Origin of the sequence: Bradyrhizobium daqingense (assembly GCF_021044685.1) — a bacterium.
In the GTDB taxonomy this organism is placed as follows: Bacteria; Pseudomonadota; Alphaproteobacteria; order Rhizobiales; family Xanthobacteraceae; genus Bradyrhizobium; species Bradyrhizobium daqingense.
In genome coordinates, this window is record NZ_CP088014.1 from 4,700,406 (window position 1) to 4,716,399 (window position 15,994).

General features: G+C 63.5%; 17 protein-coding genes. 12 read left to right on the top strand and 5 right to left on the bottom strand.

Annotated features, from left to right (window positions below; all coding sequences use genetic code 11):
* Nucleotides 1–7: 7 nt before the first annotated feature.
* Nucleotides 8–1,192, top strand: a complete 1,185-nt coding sequence (locus LPJ38_RS22105) for a serine hydrolase domain-containing protein (protein WP_145641027.1) — start codon at nucleotides 8–10, stop codon at nucleotides 1,190–1,192.
* A gap of 76 nt (nucleotides 1,193–1,268) precedes the next feature.
* Here the strand turns inward: LPJ38_RS22105 and LPJ38_RS22110 are convergent, their stop codons facing one another.
* Together LPJ38_RS22110 and LPJ38_RS22115 are read right to left on the bottom strand one after the other, a co-directional pair.
* Nucleotides 1,269–2,609: an RtcB family protein gene (locus LPJ38_RS22110; protein WP_145641024.1), complete on the bottom strand. Its 1,341-nt coding sequence runs from the start codon at nucleotides 2,607–2,609 to the stop codon at nucleotides 1,269–1,271.
* 82 nt (nucleotides 2,610–2,691) lie between these two features.
* A complete protein-coding gene (locus tag LPJ38_RS22115; protein WP_145641022.1) occupies nucleotides 2,692–4,017 on the bottom strand; it encodes a vWA domain-containing protein in 1,326 nt (441 codons plus the stop codon).
* Nucleotides 4,018–5,256: 1,239 nt separating this feature from the next.
* Between LPJ38_RS22115 and LPJ38_RS22120 the strand changes: the two genes are divergently transcribed.
* The 3 genes from LPJ38_RS22120 to LPJ38_RS22130 all read left to right on the top strand — a co-directional run bounded on the left by LPJ38_RS22120 (nucleotide 5,257) and on the right by LPJ38_RS22130 (nucleotide 7,240).
* A complete protein-coding gene (locus tag LPJ38_RS22120; protein ID WP_145641177.1) occupies nucleotides 5,257–5,922 on the top strand; it encodes a DUF429 domain-containing protein in 666 nt (221 codons plus the stop codon).
* 57 nt (nucleotides 5,923–5,979) lie between these two features.
* Complete coding sequence (locus tag LPJ38_RS22125; RefSeq protein WP_158644799.1) at nucleotides 5,980–6,120, top strand: hypothetical protein; 141 nt, start codon at nucleotides 5,980–5,982, stop codon at nucleotides 6,118–6,120.
* Nucleotides 6,121–6,535: 415 nt separating this feature from the next.
* A complete protein-coding gene (locus LPJ38_RS22130; protein WP_145641020.1) occupies nucleotides 6,536–7,240 on the top strand; it encodes a glutathione S-transferase family protein in 705 nt (234 codons plus the stop codon).
* A gap of 2 nt (nucleotides 7,241–7,242) precedes the next feature.
* Here the strand turns inward: LPJ38_RS22130 and LPJ38_RS22135 are convergent, their stop codons facing one another.
* A complete protein-coding gene (locus LPJ38_RS22135) occupies nucleotides 7,243–7,614 on the bottom strand; it encodes a tRNA-binding protein (RefSeq protein ID WP_145641175.1) in 372 nt (123 codons plus the stop codon).
* A gap of 100 nt (nucleotides 7,615–7,714) precedes the next feature.
* Between LPJ38_RS22135 and LPJ38_RS22140 the strand changes: the two genes are divergently transcribed.
* On the top strand, nucleotides 7,715–8,068 hold the full coding sequence (locus tag LPJ38_RS22140) for an ArsC family reductase (protein WP_145641017.1): 354 nt from the start codon (nucleotides 7,715–7,717) through the stop codon (nucleotides 8,066–8,068).
* 25 nt (nucleotides 8,069–8,093) lie between these two features.
* Here the strand turns inward: LPJ38_RS22140 and LPJ38_RS22145 are convergent, their stop codons facing one another.
* Complete coding sequence (locus LPJ38_RS22145) at nucleotides 8,094–8,774, bottom strand: hypothetical protein (protein ID WP_167520719.1); 681 nt, start codon at nucleotides 8,772–8,774, stop codon at nucleotides 8,094–8,096.
* A gap of 327 nt (nucleotides 8,775–9,101) precedes the next feature.
* Here LPJ38_RS22145 and LPJ38_RS22150 point away from each other — a divergent pair, with 327 nt between their 5' ends.
* From LPJ38_RS22150 to LPJ38_RS22180, 7 genes are all read left to right on the top strand, one after another.
* A complete protein-coding gene (locus LPJ38_RS22150) occupies nucleotides 9,102–9,857 on the top strand; it encodes an ABC transporter ATP-binding protein (protein ID WP_145641011.1) in 756 nt (251 codons plus the stop codon).
* The gene (locus LPJ38_RS22155; RefSeq protein ID WP_145641009.1) at nucleotides 9,850–10,596 is read left to right on the top strand and encodes an ABC transporter ATP-binding protein; all 747 of its coding nucleotides are present in this window, start codon (nucleotides 9,850–9,852) and stop codon (nucleotides 10,594–10,596) included. Before LPJ38_RS22150 ends, LPJ38_RS22155 begins: the two co-directional genes overlap by 8 nt.
* Nucleotides 10,597–10,652: 56 nt before the next feature.
* A complete protein-coding gene (locus LPJ38_RS22160) occupies nucleotides 10,653–11,873 on the top strand; it encodes an ABC transporter substrate-binding protein (protein ID WP_145641008.1) in 1,221 nt (406 codons plus the stop codon).
* Nucleotides 11,874–11,951: 78 nt separating this feature from the next.
* Entirely contained in the window at nucleotides 11,952–12,815 is an 864-nt protein-coding gene (locus tag LPJ38_RS22165; protein ID WP_145641006.1) for a branched-chain amino acid ABC transporter permease, read from the top strand.
* Nucleotide 12,816: 1 nt separating this feature from the next.
* Complete coding sequence (locus tag LPJ38_RS22170; RefSeq protein ID WP_145641004.1) at nucleotides 12,817–13,785, top strand: branched-chain amino acid ABC transporter permease; 969 nt, start codon at nucleotides 12,817–12,819, stop codon at nucleotides 13,783–13,785.
* Between the two features lie 154 nt (nucleotides 13,786–13,939).
* On the top strand, nucleotides 13,940–14,584 hold the full coding sequence (locus LPJ38_RS22175; RefSeq protein WP_008551979.1) for a DUF47 domain-containing protein: 645 nt from the start codon (nucleotides 13,940–13,942) through the stop codon (nucleotides 14,582–14,584).
* An 11-nt stretch (nucleotides 14,585–14,595) separates the two neighbouring features.
* The gene (locus tag LPJ38_RS22180) at nucleotides 14,596–15,600 is read left to right on the top strand and encodes an inorganic phosphate transporter (RefSeq protein WP_145641001.1); all 1,005 of its coding nucleotides are present in this window, start codon (nucleotides 14,596–14,598) and stop codon (nucleotides 15,598–15,600) included.
* On the opposite strand, the gene sugE is transcribed toward LPJ38_RS22180, so the two are convergent.
* On the bottom strand, nucleotides 15,593–15,907 hold the full coding sequence (gene sugE, locus LPJ38_RS22185) for a quaternary ammonium compound efflux SMR transporter SugE (RefSeq protein WP_145640997.1): 315 nt from the start codon (nucleotides 15,905–15,907) through the stop codon (nucleotides 15,593–15,595). The two genes, LPJ38_RS22180 and sugE, sit on opposite strands and share 8 nt — an antisense overlap.
* Nucleotides 15,908–15,994 lie beyond the last annotated feature (87 nt).

Consider the following 15,994-nt stretch of genomic DNA (forward strand, 5'->3'; position numbering starts at 1 on the left):
GAAACGCATGGACGCCAGGACACCCGATTTTTCCGCCGCACGGACGGCGATGCAGCGCTACGTCGATCAGGAGATCATACCGGGCGCATCCTGGGCGGTGCTGCGTGGGCGCGAGGTGGTCGACCAGCAATGCGTCGGCTTTGCCGATCGCGAAGCAAGCACAGCGCTGCGGCCCGACCATATCTTCCGCGCATTCTCGAACACAAAGCTCTTCGTCACCTGCGCGATCATGCTGCTCGTCGAGGAAGGCCGCATTGGGCTCCACGATGCCGTCGAGAAGTTCCTGCCGCAACTCGGCCATCGCAAGGTGCTGAAGCAGGGCGCGACGAGCCTTGCCGATGTCGAGCCTGCCAAAAGCTCGATCACGATCCGGCAGCTGCTGACCCATACCTCCGGTCTCAGCTATGGCATCTTCGATCCCGGCACGGTGCTGTTCAAAGGCTACAACGAGGCGCGCGTGCTCAATCCGCTGACGCCGCTCTCCGACATGATCGACAAGCTTGCCGATCTGCCACTGTCCTACCACCCCGGCGAGGCCTGGGAATATTCGGTGGCGACCGACGTGCTCGGCCGTGTCGTCGAAGTCGTCTCCGGCCAGCCGCTCGACGCTTTCTTCAAAGCGCGGATCTTCGATCCGCTCGGCATGACCGATACCGGCTTTTACGTCCCTGAACCGCAGCGGGGCAGGCTCGTCGCACTCTATAACGGCGCCGACGTGCTCGATCCCATGAAGCCCGGCCTGACCCGGGCCGACCATCTGCCTTATCCGGAGGCCTATTGGCGGCCGCTGCCGCGGCTGTCGGGTGGCGGAGGCCTGGTCTCGACCTTGCCCGATATGCTCGCGCTGGTGCGCGCGCTGCTACCCGGTTCCGATGCGCTGCTGAAGCCGGAGACGCTGCGGCTGATGATGACGAACCAGTTGCCGGAAGGCCAGACCATCCGCTTCGCCAATCTCGGTCCGATCCCCGGCAAGGGCTTTGGTCTCGGCGGCGCCGTGACCTTCGCGCCGACGCCGTTCGATCCCCCGAACTCCACCGGTGAATTCCAATGGGGCGGCCTTGCCGGTACCCATTGGTGGATCTGCCCCGAGGCCAATACCGCCGGCGTGCTGATGGCGCAACGCTACATGGGTTTTTGGAATCCGTTCTTCTTCGAGTTCAAGCGCCTGGCCTATCAGGCCGTTCGAGCTTGACGCGAAGGGGAGACTTGGCTCGCCGATCCGTGCCGCGACATCAGCGGGAGGCAATCGCCTCCCGCCTTTTTTTGCGTCAGTCCTTCCACGGATCGAACTCGCCTTCGCCGGCCATGGCGACGGCGAACGGCCGCAGCGTGTGCAGCACGCGCACAGTGCCGGCGTGCTGCGCGAGCACGTCGGGCAGGCGGCGATAGGCCATCGGGCTCTCGTCGAGGTCGGCACCGATCAAGGTGACGCCGCGCTCGTTGAGCCACTGGTCCATCTCCGCGCGCGAGAAGCGCCGCTTCGCCTCCCTACGTCCGAACAGGCGGCCGGCGCCGTGCACGGTCGAGTACAGCGACGCCTTGGCTTCCGGGCTGTCGACGCCTTCGAGGATGACGGCGTCGTCGCCCATGGAGCCGCCGACGAATCCCTTCTGGCCGGGAAACGCCGGCGTCGCGCCCTTGCGCACCACCCAAAGATCACGCCCGTCGTGGGTCTCACGCCAGGCATAATTGTGATGGTTGTGCACGCTTTCGGTCACGATGCCGCCGATGATCTGGCGGACGCGCTCGACCACCCACTCGCGGCCCGCATAGGCGTAGCGCCCGGCGAGCTGCATCGCCGCGATGTAGCGGCGGCCGAGCTCTGAATCCTCGTCGACCACGGCGGGCGGAACGTTCATGCCGTCCTTGCCGCCGGCGGCCTTGAGGTAGCGCGTCGCGGAGGTATGCCCGAGACCACGGCTTCCGAAGTGGACGCCGATCCAAACGAAGCCTTCCTCGTCGCGCATGAGGTCGACATAGTGGTTGCCAGATCCGACCGTGCCGAGCTGGCTCACGGCTTTCTGGCGGTAGGACTCCATGTCGCTCTCGCGCCAGGCGTCGCCGTCGTCGAACAGGTCGTGCTCGGCCCGTTCTGCGTTGGCACGGCCAACGCCGAACGAGATCACCTTGGCGACGTCGCGGATGATCGTGGGAGCGATCTCCGCGATGTCGTCGAAGCGCGTGTCGAGCCGGGCCGCCATGTTGCCGCAACCGATGTCGAAGCCGACGCCGGAGATGCTGATCTGCTTCTCATAGGCGATGACCCCGCCGACCGGCTGGGCATAGCCGAGATGGCCGTCGGCGCAGATCACGCCCGACACGACATTGCCGACCGCCATGCAGTTGCGCATCTGCGCGATGGTCGCCTCCTCGTGCGGACCGAAGACCTTCAGCGGCGCATTCTGGAAGCGGGTGTCCTGCATCCGGAACTCGGCGATCGAGCTCGCGGTCGCATTGGCCTCGCGGGCCAGATGCTCCTTGCGCGCGGCATCCTTGTACAGGCACCAGGCGGGCTGGCCGCGTCCTTCGCCGACGCGCGAGTCGGGATCGATGCCGGCGGCGAGACAGAGCTCGCGCGCGCGTTCCATGTAGGGATCGGGTCGTCGCATGGCTTCATTCCTGCTTCATATCTTGGAGAATTCGCTGGCCCCGGGCGCGGTGTCCCGCGTCCGGGGCCGTTGTCGTCGCCTATCAGTTCAACGCCGTCTCGGATGCTGCGATCCACGCGACCACGGCCTCGGAGAAGCCGTTATCGCGGGTCCAGGCACCGTGGCCCACACCGTGCTGATACGAGGCCACGTTGACCATGGTGCCCAGTGCTTTGGGCTCGGGCACCTGGTCGTGGCTCTGCTCGTCGGTGAAGACGATCAGGCGATCGCCCTTGCGGTCGATCTCCGTGACGGCCTTGCCGAGATAGGTCCCGCCGTGCGCTTGCGAGTTGATGATCGCGTCCCGCAGTGCGAAGCCGCGGCGGGGCGGGACCTTCACGACCTCATTGCTGAAGGTGAAGATCTCAACCTCGTCGCAGATTTCGCGGGCGAGGATGGCGAGGCCACACGCCGCCTCCGCGCGCGTCATTTCCGACTGCGCGGAGAGCGTCGCGAACATCGAGCCCGATACGTCGATCAGGAGCCGGGTCCGGCCCTGGAGCCGGACATGGTCCTTGACCGACTTGAGCATCGCAGCTTCGAGCTCGGGCTCGAAGTCCGGCGCATAACGCGCCGCCGTGATGAAGCGATAGGGAAGGATACGATCCGTCCGCATCGCCTCGATCGCGCCTGCGATGGTCTCGCGCGGCACCTGCGCGTTCTGCATCAGCCGCAGATTGCGCAAGAGCGCCAGGCCGCCGAGCTTCTTCTCGGCGATCAGCCGCTCGAAGGTCTCGCGCTTGCTCTTGCCGGCCGAGAGCGAGACCTCCCAGGTGTCGGGGGAAGCGAGCTCCCCATCGACGAGCTGCTTCCACACCTTCTCCTGCTCGGCGTCCTTCGGCTTGGCGTGCACCAGGAACAGCACGTCCCTGATCCGCACCGCGCCGTCGCGGTCCCACTTGGCGAGCTGATAGGCGTCGAACTTGGTCAGTGCGCGGGCAAGGCCCTTCTTGACCTGCGCCGAGATCGGCTGACGCTTGCGCTGCTGCTGAGGGCCGAGCGCATCCGCCCAGTAGATCGCGAGCAGCTCCGTCATCTCGTCGGGACGCTGGATCACCTGGGCAAGCGTGTCGGCAACGAGGGCGCGGTGCTTTTCGTTGCGTGCCATCTCGCGGACGATGAGCAACGGCGCATGCCGCAGCTTCATCACCTCGCGCGCCTCGATCGCAAGCTGCGCGACGCGGGCAGGCGCGACCTTCGGCACCAGCGCCTTGATGCGGTCGGCGATCGCGACGCCGTCCTCGTAGAACTGGTCCTCCCACAGGAGGCAGTTCATCAGCGCCCGCTTCAGCTCCATCTCGGGCGTGAAGCGAATGGCACGGGCGCCCTCACGCGTGAAGGCGCGAACGATCTTGTTGAGCCTGACCATGACGACCTCCTCTCGGGTTGATGGGGAATGAAACGGGTGCCGGGGAACAAGCGAGGCTGGACTGCCCTTGCGGGCTGAACGTGCTCTACCAACTGAGCTACGGACTGACGTCCGGGAGGATTCGAACCTCCGACACCGAAGTAACAGCGCTCTTCACCACCGGCGGTGGAGACGAGAAAGACACGATCCGGGAACAGGCGATGCTGAGACCCCGGCCTGCAGCTTACCCTTGCAGGCCAGGTAGCGCTCTATCCACTGAGCTACCGGTGCATGTACACCGGGCGGGATTCGAACCCGCGACCTCTCGATTATGAGTCGAAGTAACAGACATCTTCACCACGGATCGTGATGGGGTTGGCGGGGAACGGGCGATGCTGTTGCTGCCCTGTCGGGCAAACTGAGCTACGGCATTTCAGCCGGCGGGAGACGAACCCGCGACCTCCGTTCTGGCAAGCCAGCACGGCGCTCTACCGAAGTAACAGTCATCTTCACCACCGCCAGACCGATGCTTTCGCATCGGCCATTGATGGGTGCGCTGGGGAACGGGCGATGTCGGCTTTCAGTGACGACAACGCAGGAGCTGTCCTTGCGGACAGATCCTGCGCCGGGCCGCGAGCGTACCTTTTCCGAGGCCGCATCCCGGTGCGTGTGTCAAAGGCGGGAGGCATTACCCGCTTTGCCTTGCGGAGAAGTATCCGAGATCTTCACCACCGGCGTCGGTTGGGCCGCGATCATTGCGGCCAACCAATTTCAAGAAAATTCTATCGCGGCGCTATCGGCGCGCCGCACTTTGCGAACCCTTTGGGTTCGCTCTGCCATCGGTGTCCGGCTCATCGCCTCGTTCCCTCCGGCAGGCCCCGCGCACTTGGGCACGCGCCTTCTCAGCGCGAGCCCCGGGATCCGGGTCTCCCGTTCCGGCCCATGCCGGGATGTTCGGTTGAGCCGCGCGGCGGGCAACAAAAAACCCTCCGGAGCGGCAGGCTCGGGAGGGTCCGTGAGAAGCGGACGGTCGATCTTGCGGTCAGGCAAGATCGCTCCCATGAGCCGGGCATGCGACATCGAATAGCTTGGGGCTATTCGGCATGCGGACAATTCTTTCGTAGCGGTTCGACATCGCTCGGTTCATGGTCTGTCGCGAACGGAAGTATTCGCGAGGCCGCGGGAGATACGCCCGCAACTTGCGGATGTCAAGCGAAGCGCGTGTGAAAATTGCAGGACACCGACGACAAGACGGCTGTCGTGCCGAACTATCTCGGGCTCGACGGATTTCGCTGCGGCTGGGTCGCAGCGTGGATCGACGCGCGCGGCGATCACGGCTTCGACTATTCGCCGGGCCTGACGCGCCTGCTGGCGATGCCGCATGCACGCGCGATGATCGACATGCCGATCGGCCTGGAGTGGAGCGGCTATCGCACCTGCGATCTGCAGGCGCGTGAGCTGATCGGCGCCTCCGTGTTTCTCGGCGCGCGCCGCGATCTCTGGACGTTCGCCGACATGGCCGCGGCCAATCGCTATTATTGGAAGCACGAGGGTAAGGGCAGGGGCGTTTCAGCGCAGCTCTGGAATATCAGGGACAAGCTCAAGGAGGTCGACGACGTCATGACGCCTGCGCTGCAAGTGACGATCGGAGAAGCGCACCCGGAATTGATCTTCTGGAATCTGGCCGGCCGCGTTCGGCTCGAGCCGAAGACGTCGCCGCGCGGCCGAGCGCAGCGCATTACCCTGCTGAAAGATCAAGGCTTCACCAGCATCGAAAGATGGCTGACGCTACGCCACGGCACAGGCATCGGCCGCGACGATCTCATCGATGCCTGCGCCTGCGCGGTCGCGGCACGCGACAGCACGCACTCCGTCGGTGACGGCAAGACCGATCCGCACGGCTTGCGGATGGAGATCAACTATTGACGCCGGTCATCCTTCGCGTGCGCTTCCGTCTCCTTCATAGCCGCGACGATGATGAGCATGCTTCAGACCAACATCGTCCTCATCCAGGCTTGCGGCTCTCTTTTCGTACTCGTCGGCCATCGACTCGAGTCGCCGCGCAGCCTCGCGATGCGCAAGCTCACCGGCGACACGGCGACAACGCTCGGCATGGTCGAGTAGGGCGCGTTTCTCGATGCTCATCCAGCGACAACGCTTTGACGGCCCAATGGTCCCGTCGCGCAGCAGCGGAACAGTGCGCTGGCTTCTTCCACAATGCGGGAAAAAGTAGCAATATTTTCGGTCGGATCAGGAACATGGCATTTCAGCCGACGTTTAAGCCAAGGCTGCTGAGGGACAAAGACCATGTACGACGTCTGCCAATGGGCAACCGCGATGCTCGCGATTGCCTTTACGGCTCTGCTTTTGATCACGGGCCAGCGGTTCACGGAGTATCGACTGCAGTATCAGGTGAGGACCCCGATCGTGGCGTTGGCAACGCTGCCGCCTTAAGCCTTCCACGGGACGAAGAGCGACTTGCGCCGTGCGGCGTCTTGCCTAGATTGGGCGCGCCTCAGTCCCTGCTCCGAAGGTCCCGATGTCCGATCTGTCCGTCTTTCCCATCACCAAGCGCTGGCCGGCCAAGCATCCCGAGCTGCTTCAGCTCTACTCCTTGCCGACGCCCAACGGCGTCAAGGTCTCGATCATGCTGGAGGAAATCGGATTGCCTTACGAGGTCCATCTCGTCGATTTCGGCAAGGACGACCAGAAGACGGCGGAATTCCTCTCCCTCAATCCCAACGGCAAGATCCCCGCGATCCTTGATCCCAACGGTCCCGGCAGCAGGCCGCTGCCGCTGTTCGAGTCCGGCGCGATCCTGCAATACCTCGCCGAGAAGACCGGCAAGCTGCTGCCGATGGACGCCGCCCGCCGCTACCAGACACTGCAATGGCTGCACTTCCAGATGGGCGGCATCGGGCCGATGTTCGGCCAGGTCGGCTTCTTCCACAAATTCGCCGGCAAGGATTACGAGGACAAGCGGCCCCGTGACCGCTACGTCGACGAAGCCAGGCGCCTGCTCGGCGTGATGGAGACGCATCTAGCCGGCCGCCAATGGTTCATGGATGACGCCTACACCATCGCCGACATCTCCATGCTCGGCTGGGTGCGCAATCTCATCGGTTTCTATGGCGCCGGCGATCTGGTCGAATTCGCCCAGTTCAAATCGGTCGGCGCCTGGCTCGAACGGGGCCTTGCGCGTCCGGCGGTGCAGCGCGGGCTGAACATTCCGCAGCGGCCCTGAAGCTAGAACAGCCGTCCGCCGTTCGGCACGGGCTTGCTCGGCTGCACCAGCACCACCTTGCCTTCGGCATCGGGGAAGCCGAGCGTCAGCACCTCGGAGACGACGGGGCCGATCTGACGTGGCGGGAAGTTGACGACGGCGGCGACCTGTTGTCCGACCAGCGTCTCGAGCGGATGATTTTCGGTGATCTGCGCCGAGCTCTTGCGTACGCCGATCGCAGGGCCGAAGTCGATCCACAGCCGCCACGCCGGCTTGCGCGCCTCCGGAAACGGTTTTGCGTCGACAATGGTGCCGACGCGGATATCGACCGCGAGGAAGCTGTTGAAATCGATGGCCGGCAAGGCGGCGGCCGCAGGATCGTGGGTGACGTGCATCATCTGTCCGTTCGGGATGGCGTGGTTCGCAATATTGTCGCGCGAACCGGAGTTTCGTACAACGTTGCAGCCGAAGCATCACGCATGCGCGAGGAATGACTTGCCCAATATCATCTACGGCATCAAGAACTGCGACACCATGAAGAAGGCGCGTGCCTGGCTCGACAGTCATGGCGTCGCTTACGAGTTTCACGACTACAGGACGGCGGGGGTGGAGAAGGACAAGCTCAAGCAGTGGAGCGACAAGGTCGGCTGGGAGACGTTGCTCAATCGCGCCGGCACGACCTTCAAGAAGCTGCCCGATTCCGACAAGGAAGGCCTCAGCGAGAAGAAGGCGCTGGCGTTGATGCTAGCGCAACCATCGATGATCAAGCGGCCGGTGCTGGAAATCGGCGGCAAGCTGCTGGTCGGCTTCAAGCCGGATATCTACGCCAAGGAAGTCAGGACCAAATAGAGTAGGTGCCGGATCGCGTCGACCGCTAGTTCAGCTCGATGGTCTCGGTGGAGACGCTGGAGCCGGACTGATCGGCGAGCTCGACGACGTCCGCCGCCGCGATACGGCCAGGGGTGCGATGAAACAGGTCGCGATCGATCACGGCGCGTAGCCGGGGACGTGGTGGCGCGTCATTTCCGCGCATCAGGTTCTTGATCTCGAAGCCGCCGTCCTCGCAGAACGTCTTCACCGACGCGATGACGTGGCTGACCTTGTCCTCGGTCTGGAACGGCAGCAGCAGCCGCTCATAGGCGACGATGCGTCCGTAGATATCGTCGACGTCGGCAACGCTGTAGACCGGAAGCCCGCGCGCGACGCATTCATGATAGACCGGCATCACGAAGGGCGCGAGCCGCGGTCCGACATAGTCGTGCAGCAGGATGCCCTTGCCGGTGTGTCCATAGGCGCGCGAGATGCGCGTGTTTTCGCTCTGGATGGTCAGGTGCGGCGTCGGTCCCGAACCGTCGACCGTATAATAGATGAGATCAGACAGCTCTTCCTCGAGGCGCGCGGGCTGGTACTCCCAGATCGCCGGTGTGACCTGCTGGCGCGCATAAAGTCGCAGCCACGTGTTCAGGAGATCACGCTGCCTGATCGACTTGACGACGGAGGGCGCGGCGCTTGCGAAATCCAAAACAATATTCCCGGCATTCAGAAGCCCGCACATGATCCTCGCCGCGGGAAAATTTTCTATGAAGGCTGGCGCGCGGGACGAAAGACCGTTAACGACGACTTGACGACCGGTGCTTTTGCGAACCGGGAGGCCGGGCAGGCGCCATCAAACATCTCCGACTAAGGGAGCATTTGTATCCCAGCCGGAGGCCTGATCTGCTCAGCTTTCCGCCTTGCCTAACCCCCATCACCTCCGGCATATTCCGCGCCCGGAGGAGGCGTTCCGGATGGGCTCCAATTGGCTCCAAGACATCCGGAAAGCCGAAGTAAACAAGGACAGCCACGCGCGGCCAGCGCGTCGCGCGGGCAGGGGGAAATCTGTTTGGCCGATGAGTTCATTCTCGAAACGGAAGGCTTGACCAAGGAGTTCGCGGGCTTCTTCGCCGTCCGCGACGTTGCGCTTAGGGTTCGCCGTGGGAGCATTCATGCGTTGATCGGCCCGAACGGGGCCGGCAAGACGACCTGCTTCAACCTTCTGACCAAGTTCCTCAAGCCGTCTGCCGGAAAGATCCTGTACAAGGGGCAGGACATCACGGCGATGGCGCCGGCCGACGTGGCCCGCATGGGTCTGGTTCGTTCGTTCCAGATTTCGGCGGTATTTCCGCATCTCACCGCGCTGGAGAACGTCCGCGTCGCGCTTCAGCGCCAGCACGGCTCTTCGTTCGACTTCTGGCGCTCCAAATCCGTGCTCAACCGATTCAACGATCGCGCGCGCGAGCTGTTGAACGATGTCGGCCTCAGCGAGTTTGCCAACACGCCCGCAGTCGAGATGCCCTACGGGCGCAAGCGCGCACTGGAGATCGCAACGACGCTGGCACTCGACCCTGAGATGATGCTGTTGGACGAGCCGATGGCCGGCATGGGCCACGAGGACATCGACAAGATCGCGGCGCTGATCAAGCGCATCTCCGCGAAATACACCATCCTGATGGTCGAGCATAATCTCAGCGTCGTAGCCAATCTCTCCGACATCATCACCGTGCTGACGCGCGGGCAGGTGCTGGCGCAAGGCCATTACTCGGAGCTCACCAAGGACGAGCGCGTCAAGGAAGCCTATCTGGGAGCCGGTCATGCCTGACACTGCGATCGCCGAGGCTCCGGCAAAGGTTGCGACCGGCGGCAACATCCTTCAAGTCCGCAACCTCGAAGCCTGGTACGGCGAGTCCCACATCCTGCACGGGATCAACTTCGACGTGAATGCGGGCGAGGTCGTCACCCTGCTCGGGCGCAACGGCGCCGGCAAGACGACCACGCTGAAGTCGATCATGGGCATCATCGGCAAGCGTACCGGCTCGGTGAAGTTCAACAACCAGGACATCATCCGCGCGACCTCCGACAGGATCGCGCGCATGGGCATCGCGTTCTGCCCGGAGGAGCGGGGGATATTTTCCAGCCTCGACGTGCGGGAGAATCTGATGCTGCCGCCGGTGGTCCGGGAAGGCGGACTGCCGCTCGATCAGATCTTCGATCTGTTCCCGAACCTGAAGGAGCGGCTCAAGAGCCAGGGCACCAAGCTGTCGGGCGGCGAGCAGCAGATGCTGGCGATCGCGCGCATCCTGCGCACCGGCGCGCGCTTCCTGATGCTGGACGAGCCCACCGAGGGCCTTGCGCCCGTCATCATCCAGCAGATCGGCCACACCATTGCGCGGCTCAAGAAGGAGGGCTTCACCATCCTCCTGGTCGAGCAGAACTTCCGCTTCGCATCGACCGTGGCCGACCGTTACTATGTGGTCGAGCACGGCAAGATCATTGATGGGTTTTCCAACGCCGAGCTTGCCGCCAACATGGACAAGCTCCACACCTATCTCGGTGTCTGAGCGGCGGCCGAGCGAATTTCACTGATGAGTATAAAGAGAGGGTATTGGGAGCGGCCATGAGACGGATCATTTCAGCAATGTTGCTCGGCACCGCCATCGCGCTCACGGCAACGAGTGCGGCGACGGCTCAGGACAAGACCATCAAGATCGGCGTGCTCACTGACAATTCCGGGCTCTATGCCGACCTCGGCGGGCCAGGATCGACACTGGCGGCGCAGATGGCCATCGAGGATGCCGGCCTGAGTGCGAAGGGTTGGAAGATCGACCTGATCTCGGCCGACCATCAGAACAAGCCGGACATCGCGACTGCGATTGCGCGGCAGTGGATCGATGTCGAGAAGGTCGACATCTTCATGGACGTTCTGAACTCGGGCGTGGCGCTCGCGGTCAACAATGTCGTCCGGGAGAAGAATTCGATTCTGATCGACACGGGCGCGGCGACGTCCGATCTGACCAACGCCCAGTGTTCGCCGAACACGGTGCACTGGGTCTACGACACCTACATGCTGGCCCACAGCACGGGGCAGGCGCTGGTGAAGGCCGGCGGCGATACCTGGTATTTCCTGACCGCAGACTACGCCTTCGGCCATGCGCTCGAGCGTGACACCACTGCCGTGGTCCTCAAATCAGGCGGCAAGGTGATCGGCACGGTCAAGCATCCCCTCAATACGGCGGATTTTTCCTCCTTCCTGCTCCAGGCGCAGGCGTCGAAGGCCAAGATCGTGGGCATGGCGAATGCCGGCGGCGACACCACCAACACGATCAAGCAAGCGGCGGAGTTCGGCATCGTCTCGGGCGGCCAGAAGCTCGCGGGGCTCCTGCTGTTCATCACCGACGTCCATGCGCTCGGATTGAAGGTTGCGCAGGGACTGAACTTCACCGAGACCTTTTACTGGGACCTGAACGACGGCACTCGCGCCTTCTCCAAACGCTTTTCCGAGCGCATGAAGAACAAGGCGATGCCTTCGATGGTGCAGGCCGGCGTCTATTCGGGCCTGCTCCACTATTTCAAGGCGCTGGAGGCCATGGGCGGCAACCCGCATGACGGGGCCAAGGTGGTCGCCAAGATGAAGGAAATGCCGACGGACGATGGGCTGTTCGGTCAGGGAACGATCCGCGCGGACGGACGCAAGCTTCATCCCGCCTATCTGTTCGAGGTCAAGAAGCCCGAGGAATCCAAGGGACCCTGGGACTACTACAAGCTGATCGGCACGACGCCGGCGGATCAGGCATTCCGGCCGCTGTCCGAGAGCGTCTGTCCGCTCGTGAAGAAGTAACGGTGACGGTACAGGCCGGCGCGCAACGCCGCCGGCCTGCCGTTGAGGAATGACAAGAAGGGACCGGGTGCGGGATCGATGCAGGCTCTCTACGCTCAGCTACTGGTGGGACTGATCAACGGCTCGTTCTACGCGCTGCTCAGTCTCGGGCTTGCCGTGATCTTCGGCATGCTCAACATCATCAATTTCGCCCACGGCGCGCTCTACATGATGGGCGCTTTCGTCGCCTATTTCCTGTTGAACCTCGGCGGCATCAATTACTGGTGGGCGTTGCTGCTGGCGCCGATCATCGTCGGCATCTTCGGCATGATCCTGGAACGGACCATGCTGCAATGGCTGACCGGGCTCGATCACCTCTACGGCCTGCTCCTGACCTTCGGCATCGCGCTGATCGTCCAGGGCGTGTTCCAGAACTATTTCGGCTCGTCCGGCCTGCCTTACGCCATTCCGGACCAGCTCAGGGGCGGCATGAATCTCGGCTTCATGTTCCTGCCGATCTATCGCGGCTGGGTCGTCGTGTTCTCGCTGGTGGTGTGCCTTGCGACCTGGTTCCTGATCGAGAAGACGCAGCTCGGCGCTTACCTGCGCGCTGCCACTGAAAATCCGACGCTGGTGCGCGCCTTCGGCATCAACGTGCCGCGCATGATCACGCTGACCTACGGTCTCGGCGTCGGTCTTGCCGCGCTCGCCGGCGTGCTCTCGGCGCCGATCAACCAGGTGCGGCCGCTGATGGGCGCCGACCTCATCATCGTCGTGTTCGCGGTGGTCGTGATCGGCGGCATGGGATCGATCATGGGCTCCATCATCACCGGCTTTGCGCTCGGCGTGATCGAGGGCCTGACCAAATATTTCTATCCCGAGGCCTCCAACACCGTCGTGTTCGTGCTGATGGTGCTGGTGCTCTTGGTGAAGCCAACGGGATTGACGGGAAGGGCAGCCTGATATGACGACCCTGACGGACGACACGCTGCCGGTAACTCCTCGCGCCATGCGCGACGAGATGATCGTTTTCGTGGTGATGGCGCTGCTGCTGGCGGCGGTGCCGTTCACGGGAGTCTATCCGTTCTTCGTGATGCAGGCGCTGTGCTTCGCGCTGCTCGCCTGTGCCTTCAACCTGCTGGTCGGCTATGGCGGCCTGCTGTCGTTCGGCCACGCGATGTTCCTGGGGACGGCGGGCTATTGCAGCGCGCATGCGCTGAAAGTGTGGGCGCTGCCACCCGAGCTCGGCATCCTCGTCGGCGTCGTCGCGGCGTTCGCCCTCTCGATCATCACCGGCTACATCTCGATCCGCCGCCAAGGCATCTATTTCTCGATGATCACGCTGGCGCTGTCGCAGCTCCTGTACTTCATCTATCTCCAGGCCCCGTTCACCCATGGTGAGGACGGCATCCAGGGCATCCCGCAGGGACGCATGTTCGGCGTGCTCGACCTCTCCAAGCCGACGGTGCTCTATTACGTCGTGCTGGTCGGCTTCCTTGCCGGCTTTCTCCTGATCTTCCGCATCATCAACTCGCCGTTCGGCGAGGTGCTGAAGTCGATCCGCGAGAACGAGCAGCGCGCGATCTCGCTTGGCTACCGCACCGACCAGTACAAGTTCCTCGCCTTCGTCCTGTCAGGCACGCTGGCCGGCTTTGCCGGTGCGCTGAAGGTGTTCGTGGCGCAGAACGCCTCGCTCACCGACGTGCACTGGTCGATGTCGGGCGAGGTCGTGCTGATGACGCTGGTTGGCGGTCTCGGCACCATCTTTGGTCCCGTGGTCGGCGCCTTCGTGATCATCGCCATGCAGCAGTATCTGGCGGGGTTTGGCCAATGGGTGACGGTGATCCAGGGGGCGATCTTCGTGGTCTGCGTGCTCACCTTCCGCCGCGGTGTCATCGGCGAAATTGCGCATTACTTCCGGCGATCGCTCTAAGTAGCTGATCTACCTTCGATTTACTCGCCGCTGGAAAGCGGTGGATGATCCGGCTCCGCGCGCGAGATGACACGCGCGCGGATCGAAAATGGTCTATGACAGTTTTATGACAGCCCATTCGGGCCTGACCATTTCCAGCCGGTAGCCTATCCCCATGATGCGATGGTTTCGTGCTTTCCTGCCCAAGGAAGAACGCTTCTTCGACCTGTTCGACCGTCATGCCCAGACCGTGATCCAGGGCGCGATCGCGCTCCAGGGCATGCTGAACGGGGGCGAGGAGACGCCGGTCTATTGCCAGCGCGTCAACCAGTTCGAGAACGATGCCGACAACATCACCCGTGAGGTGCTGACGGCGGTGCGCCGCACCTTCATCACCCCGTTCGACCGCGGCGACATCAAGAACCTGATCACATCGCTGGACGATGCCATCGACCAGATGCAGCAGACCGCCAAGGCGGTGATGCTGTTCGAAGTCCGCACCTTCGAGCCGCCGATGCGCGAGATCGGCGGGCTCCTGATCGAATGCGCCAATCTGGTGGGACGCGCGCTGCCCTTGATGCAGTCGATCGGTCCGAACGTCGCCATGCTGACTGCGATCACGGAAGAGCTGGGCAAGCTGGAGGGGCGTGTCGACGATCTCCACGACATCGGCCTGAAGGAGCTGTTCCTCAAGCATCGCGACGGCAATGCGATGGATTTCATCGTCGGGGTCGAGATCTATGACCATCTCGAAAAGGTGGCCGACCGCTTCGACGACGTCGCCAATGAGATCAACAGCATCGTCATCGAGCAGGTGTAGGGCGGGCCGCCGTGGATGCTGCGTTGGGTCTTCCCATCCTGGTCGGCTTGATCGCCGTCGCGCTGCTGTTCGACTTCCTGAACGGCCTGCATGACGCCGCCAATTCGATCGCGACCATCGTCTCAACCCGCGTGCTGCGGCCGCAATTCGCTGTATTCTGGGCTGCGTTCTTCAATTTCATTGCCTTCCTGGTGTTCGGGCTGCACGTCGCCCAGACCATCGGCACCGGCATCATCGATCCCGCAGTGGTCGATGCCCAGGTGATCTTTGCAGCGCTCGTCGGTGCCATCGTCTGGAACCTCGTGACCTGGGCGCTCGGCATCCCGTCCTCGTCGTCGCATGCGCTGATTGGCGGGCTCGTCGGCGGCGGCCTGGCCAAGGCGGGCATTTCGGCGGCGGTGTGGAGCGGATTGTCCAAGACGGTGCTGGCCATCGTGCTGTCGCCCCTCGTCGGGTTCCTGCTCGCGATGGTGCTGGTGGCGATCGTGTCCTGGGCCTCGGTGCGCTCGACGCCGTTCGCGGTCGATCGCGCCTTTCGCATCCTGCAATTCGCCTCCGCCTCGCTCTATTCGCTCGGTCATGGCGGCAACGACGCGCAGAAGACCATGGGCATCATCGCCGTGCTGCTCTATTCGCAGGGCCATCTCGGCAGCGAGTTCTCCGTGCCGTTCTGGGTGGTGCTGTCCTGCCAGGCCGCGATGGCGCTGGGCACGCTGATGGGTGGCTGGCGCATCGTGCGCACCATGGGGCTGCGCATCACCAAACTGACGCCGATGCAGGGCTTTTGCGCCGAGACCGGCGGCGCGGTGACCCTCTTCATGGCGACCTTCCTCGGCGTTCCCGTCTCGACCACCCACACCATCACCGGCGCCATCGTCGGCGTCGGCGCCGCCCGCCGCGTCTCGGCCGTGCGTTGGAACGTCGCCAGCTCCATCGTCTATGCCTGGGTGATCACGATTCCGGCCTCGGCGATCGTCGCCGCGCTGACCTGGTGGGTGGTCCAGCTCGTCAAGTGACGAGCTTCAGCCCGATGATGCCGGCCACGATCAGTCCCATGCTGGCAAGCCGGAGGGCGGTCGCCGGCTCGCCGAACAGAAATATCCCGAGCGTCGCGGTGCCGACCGCGCCGATCCCGGTCCAGACCGCGTAGGCGGTTCCCACGGGCAGTGATTTGAGCGCGAATCCGAGCAGGATGACGCTGCCGGCCATGGCCGCGAGCGTGACCACGGACGGAACAAGCCGGCTAAAGCCCTCGGTGTATTTCAGTCCGATCGCCCAGGTAATTTCGAGAAGACCGGCGACGAACAGGATGCTCCAGGCCATGACGACCCTCCAATCAAGGCAGGGTCGTCCCCGCTGAGGTGCTGAGAAACGGGAAGGTCGTCCCTCCCGAAGGCCGATATGGGGCTG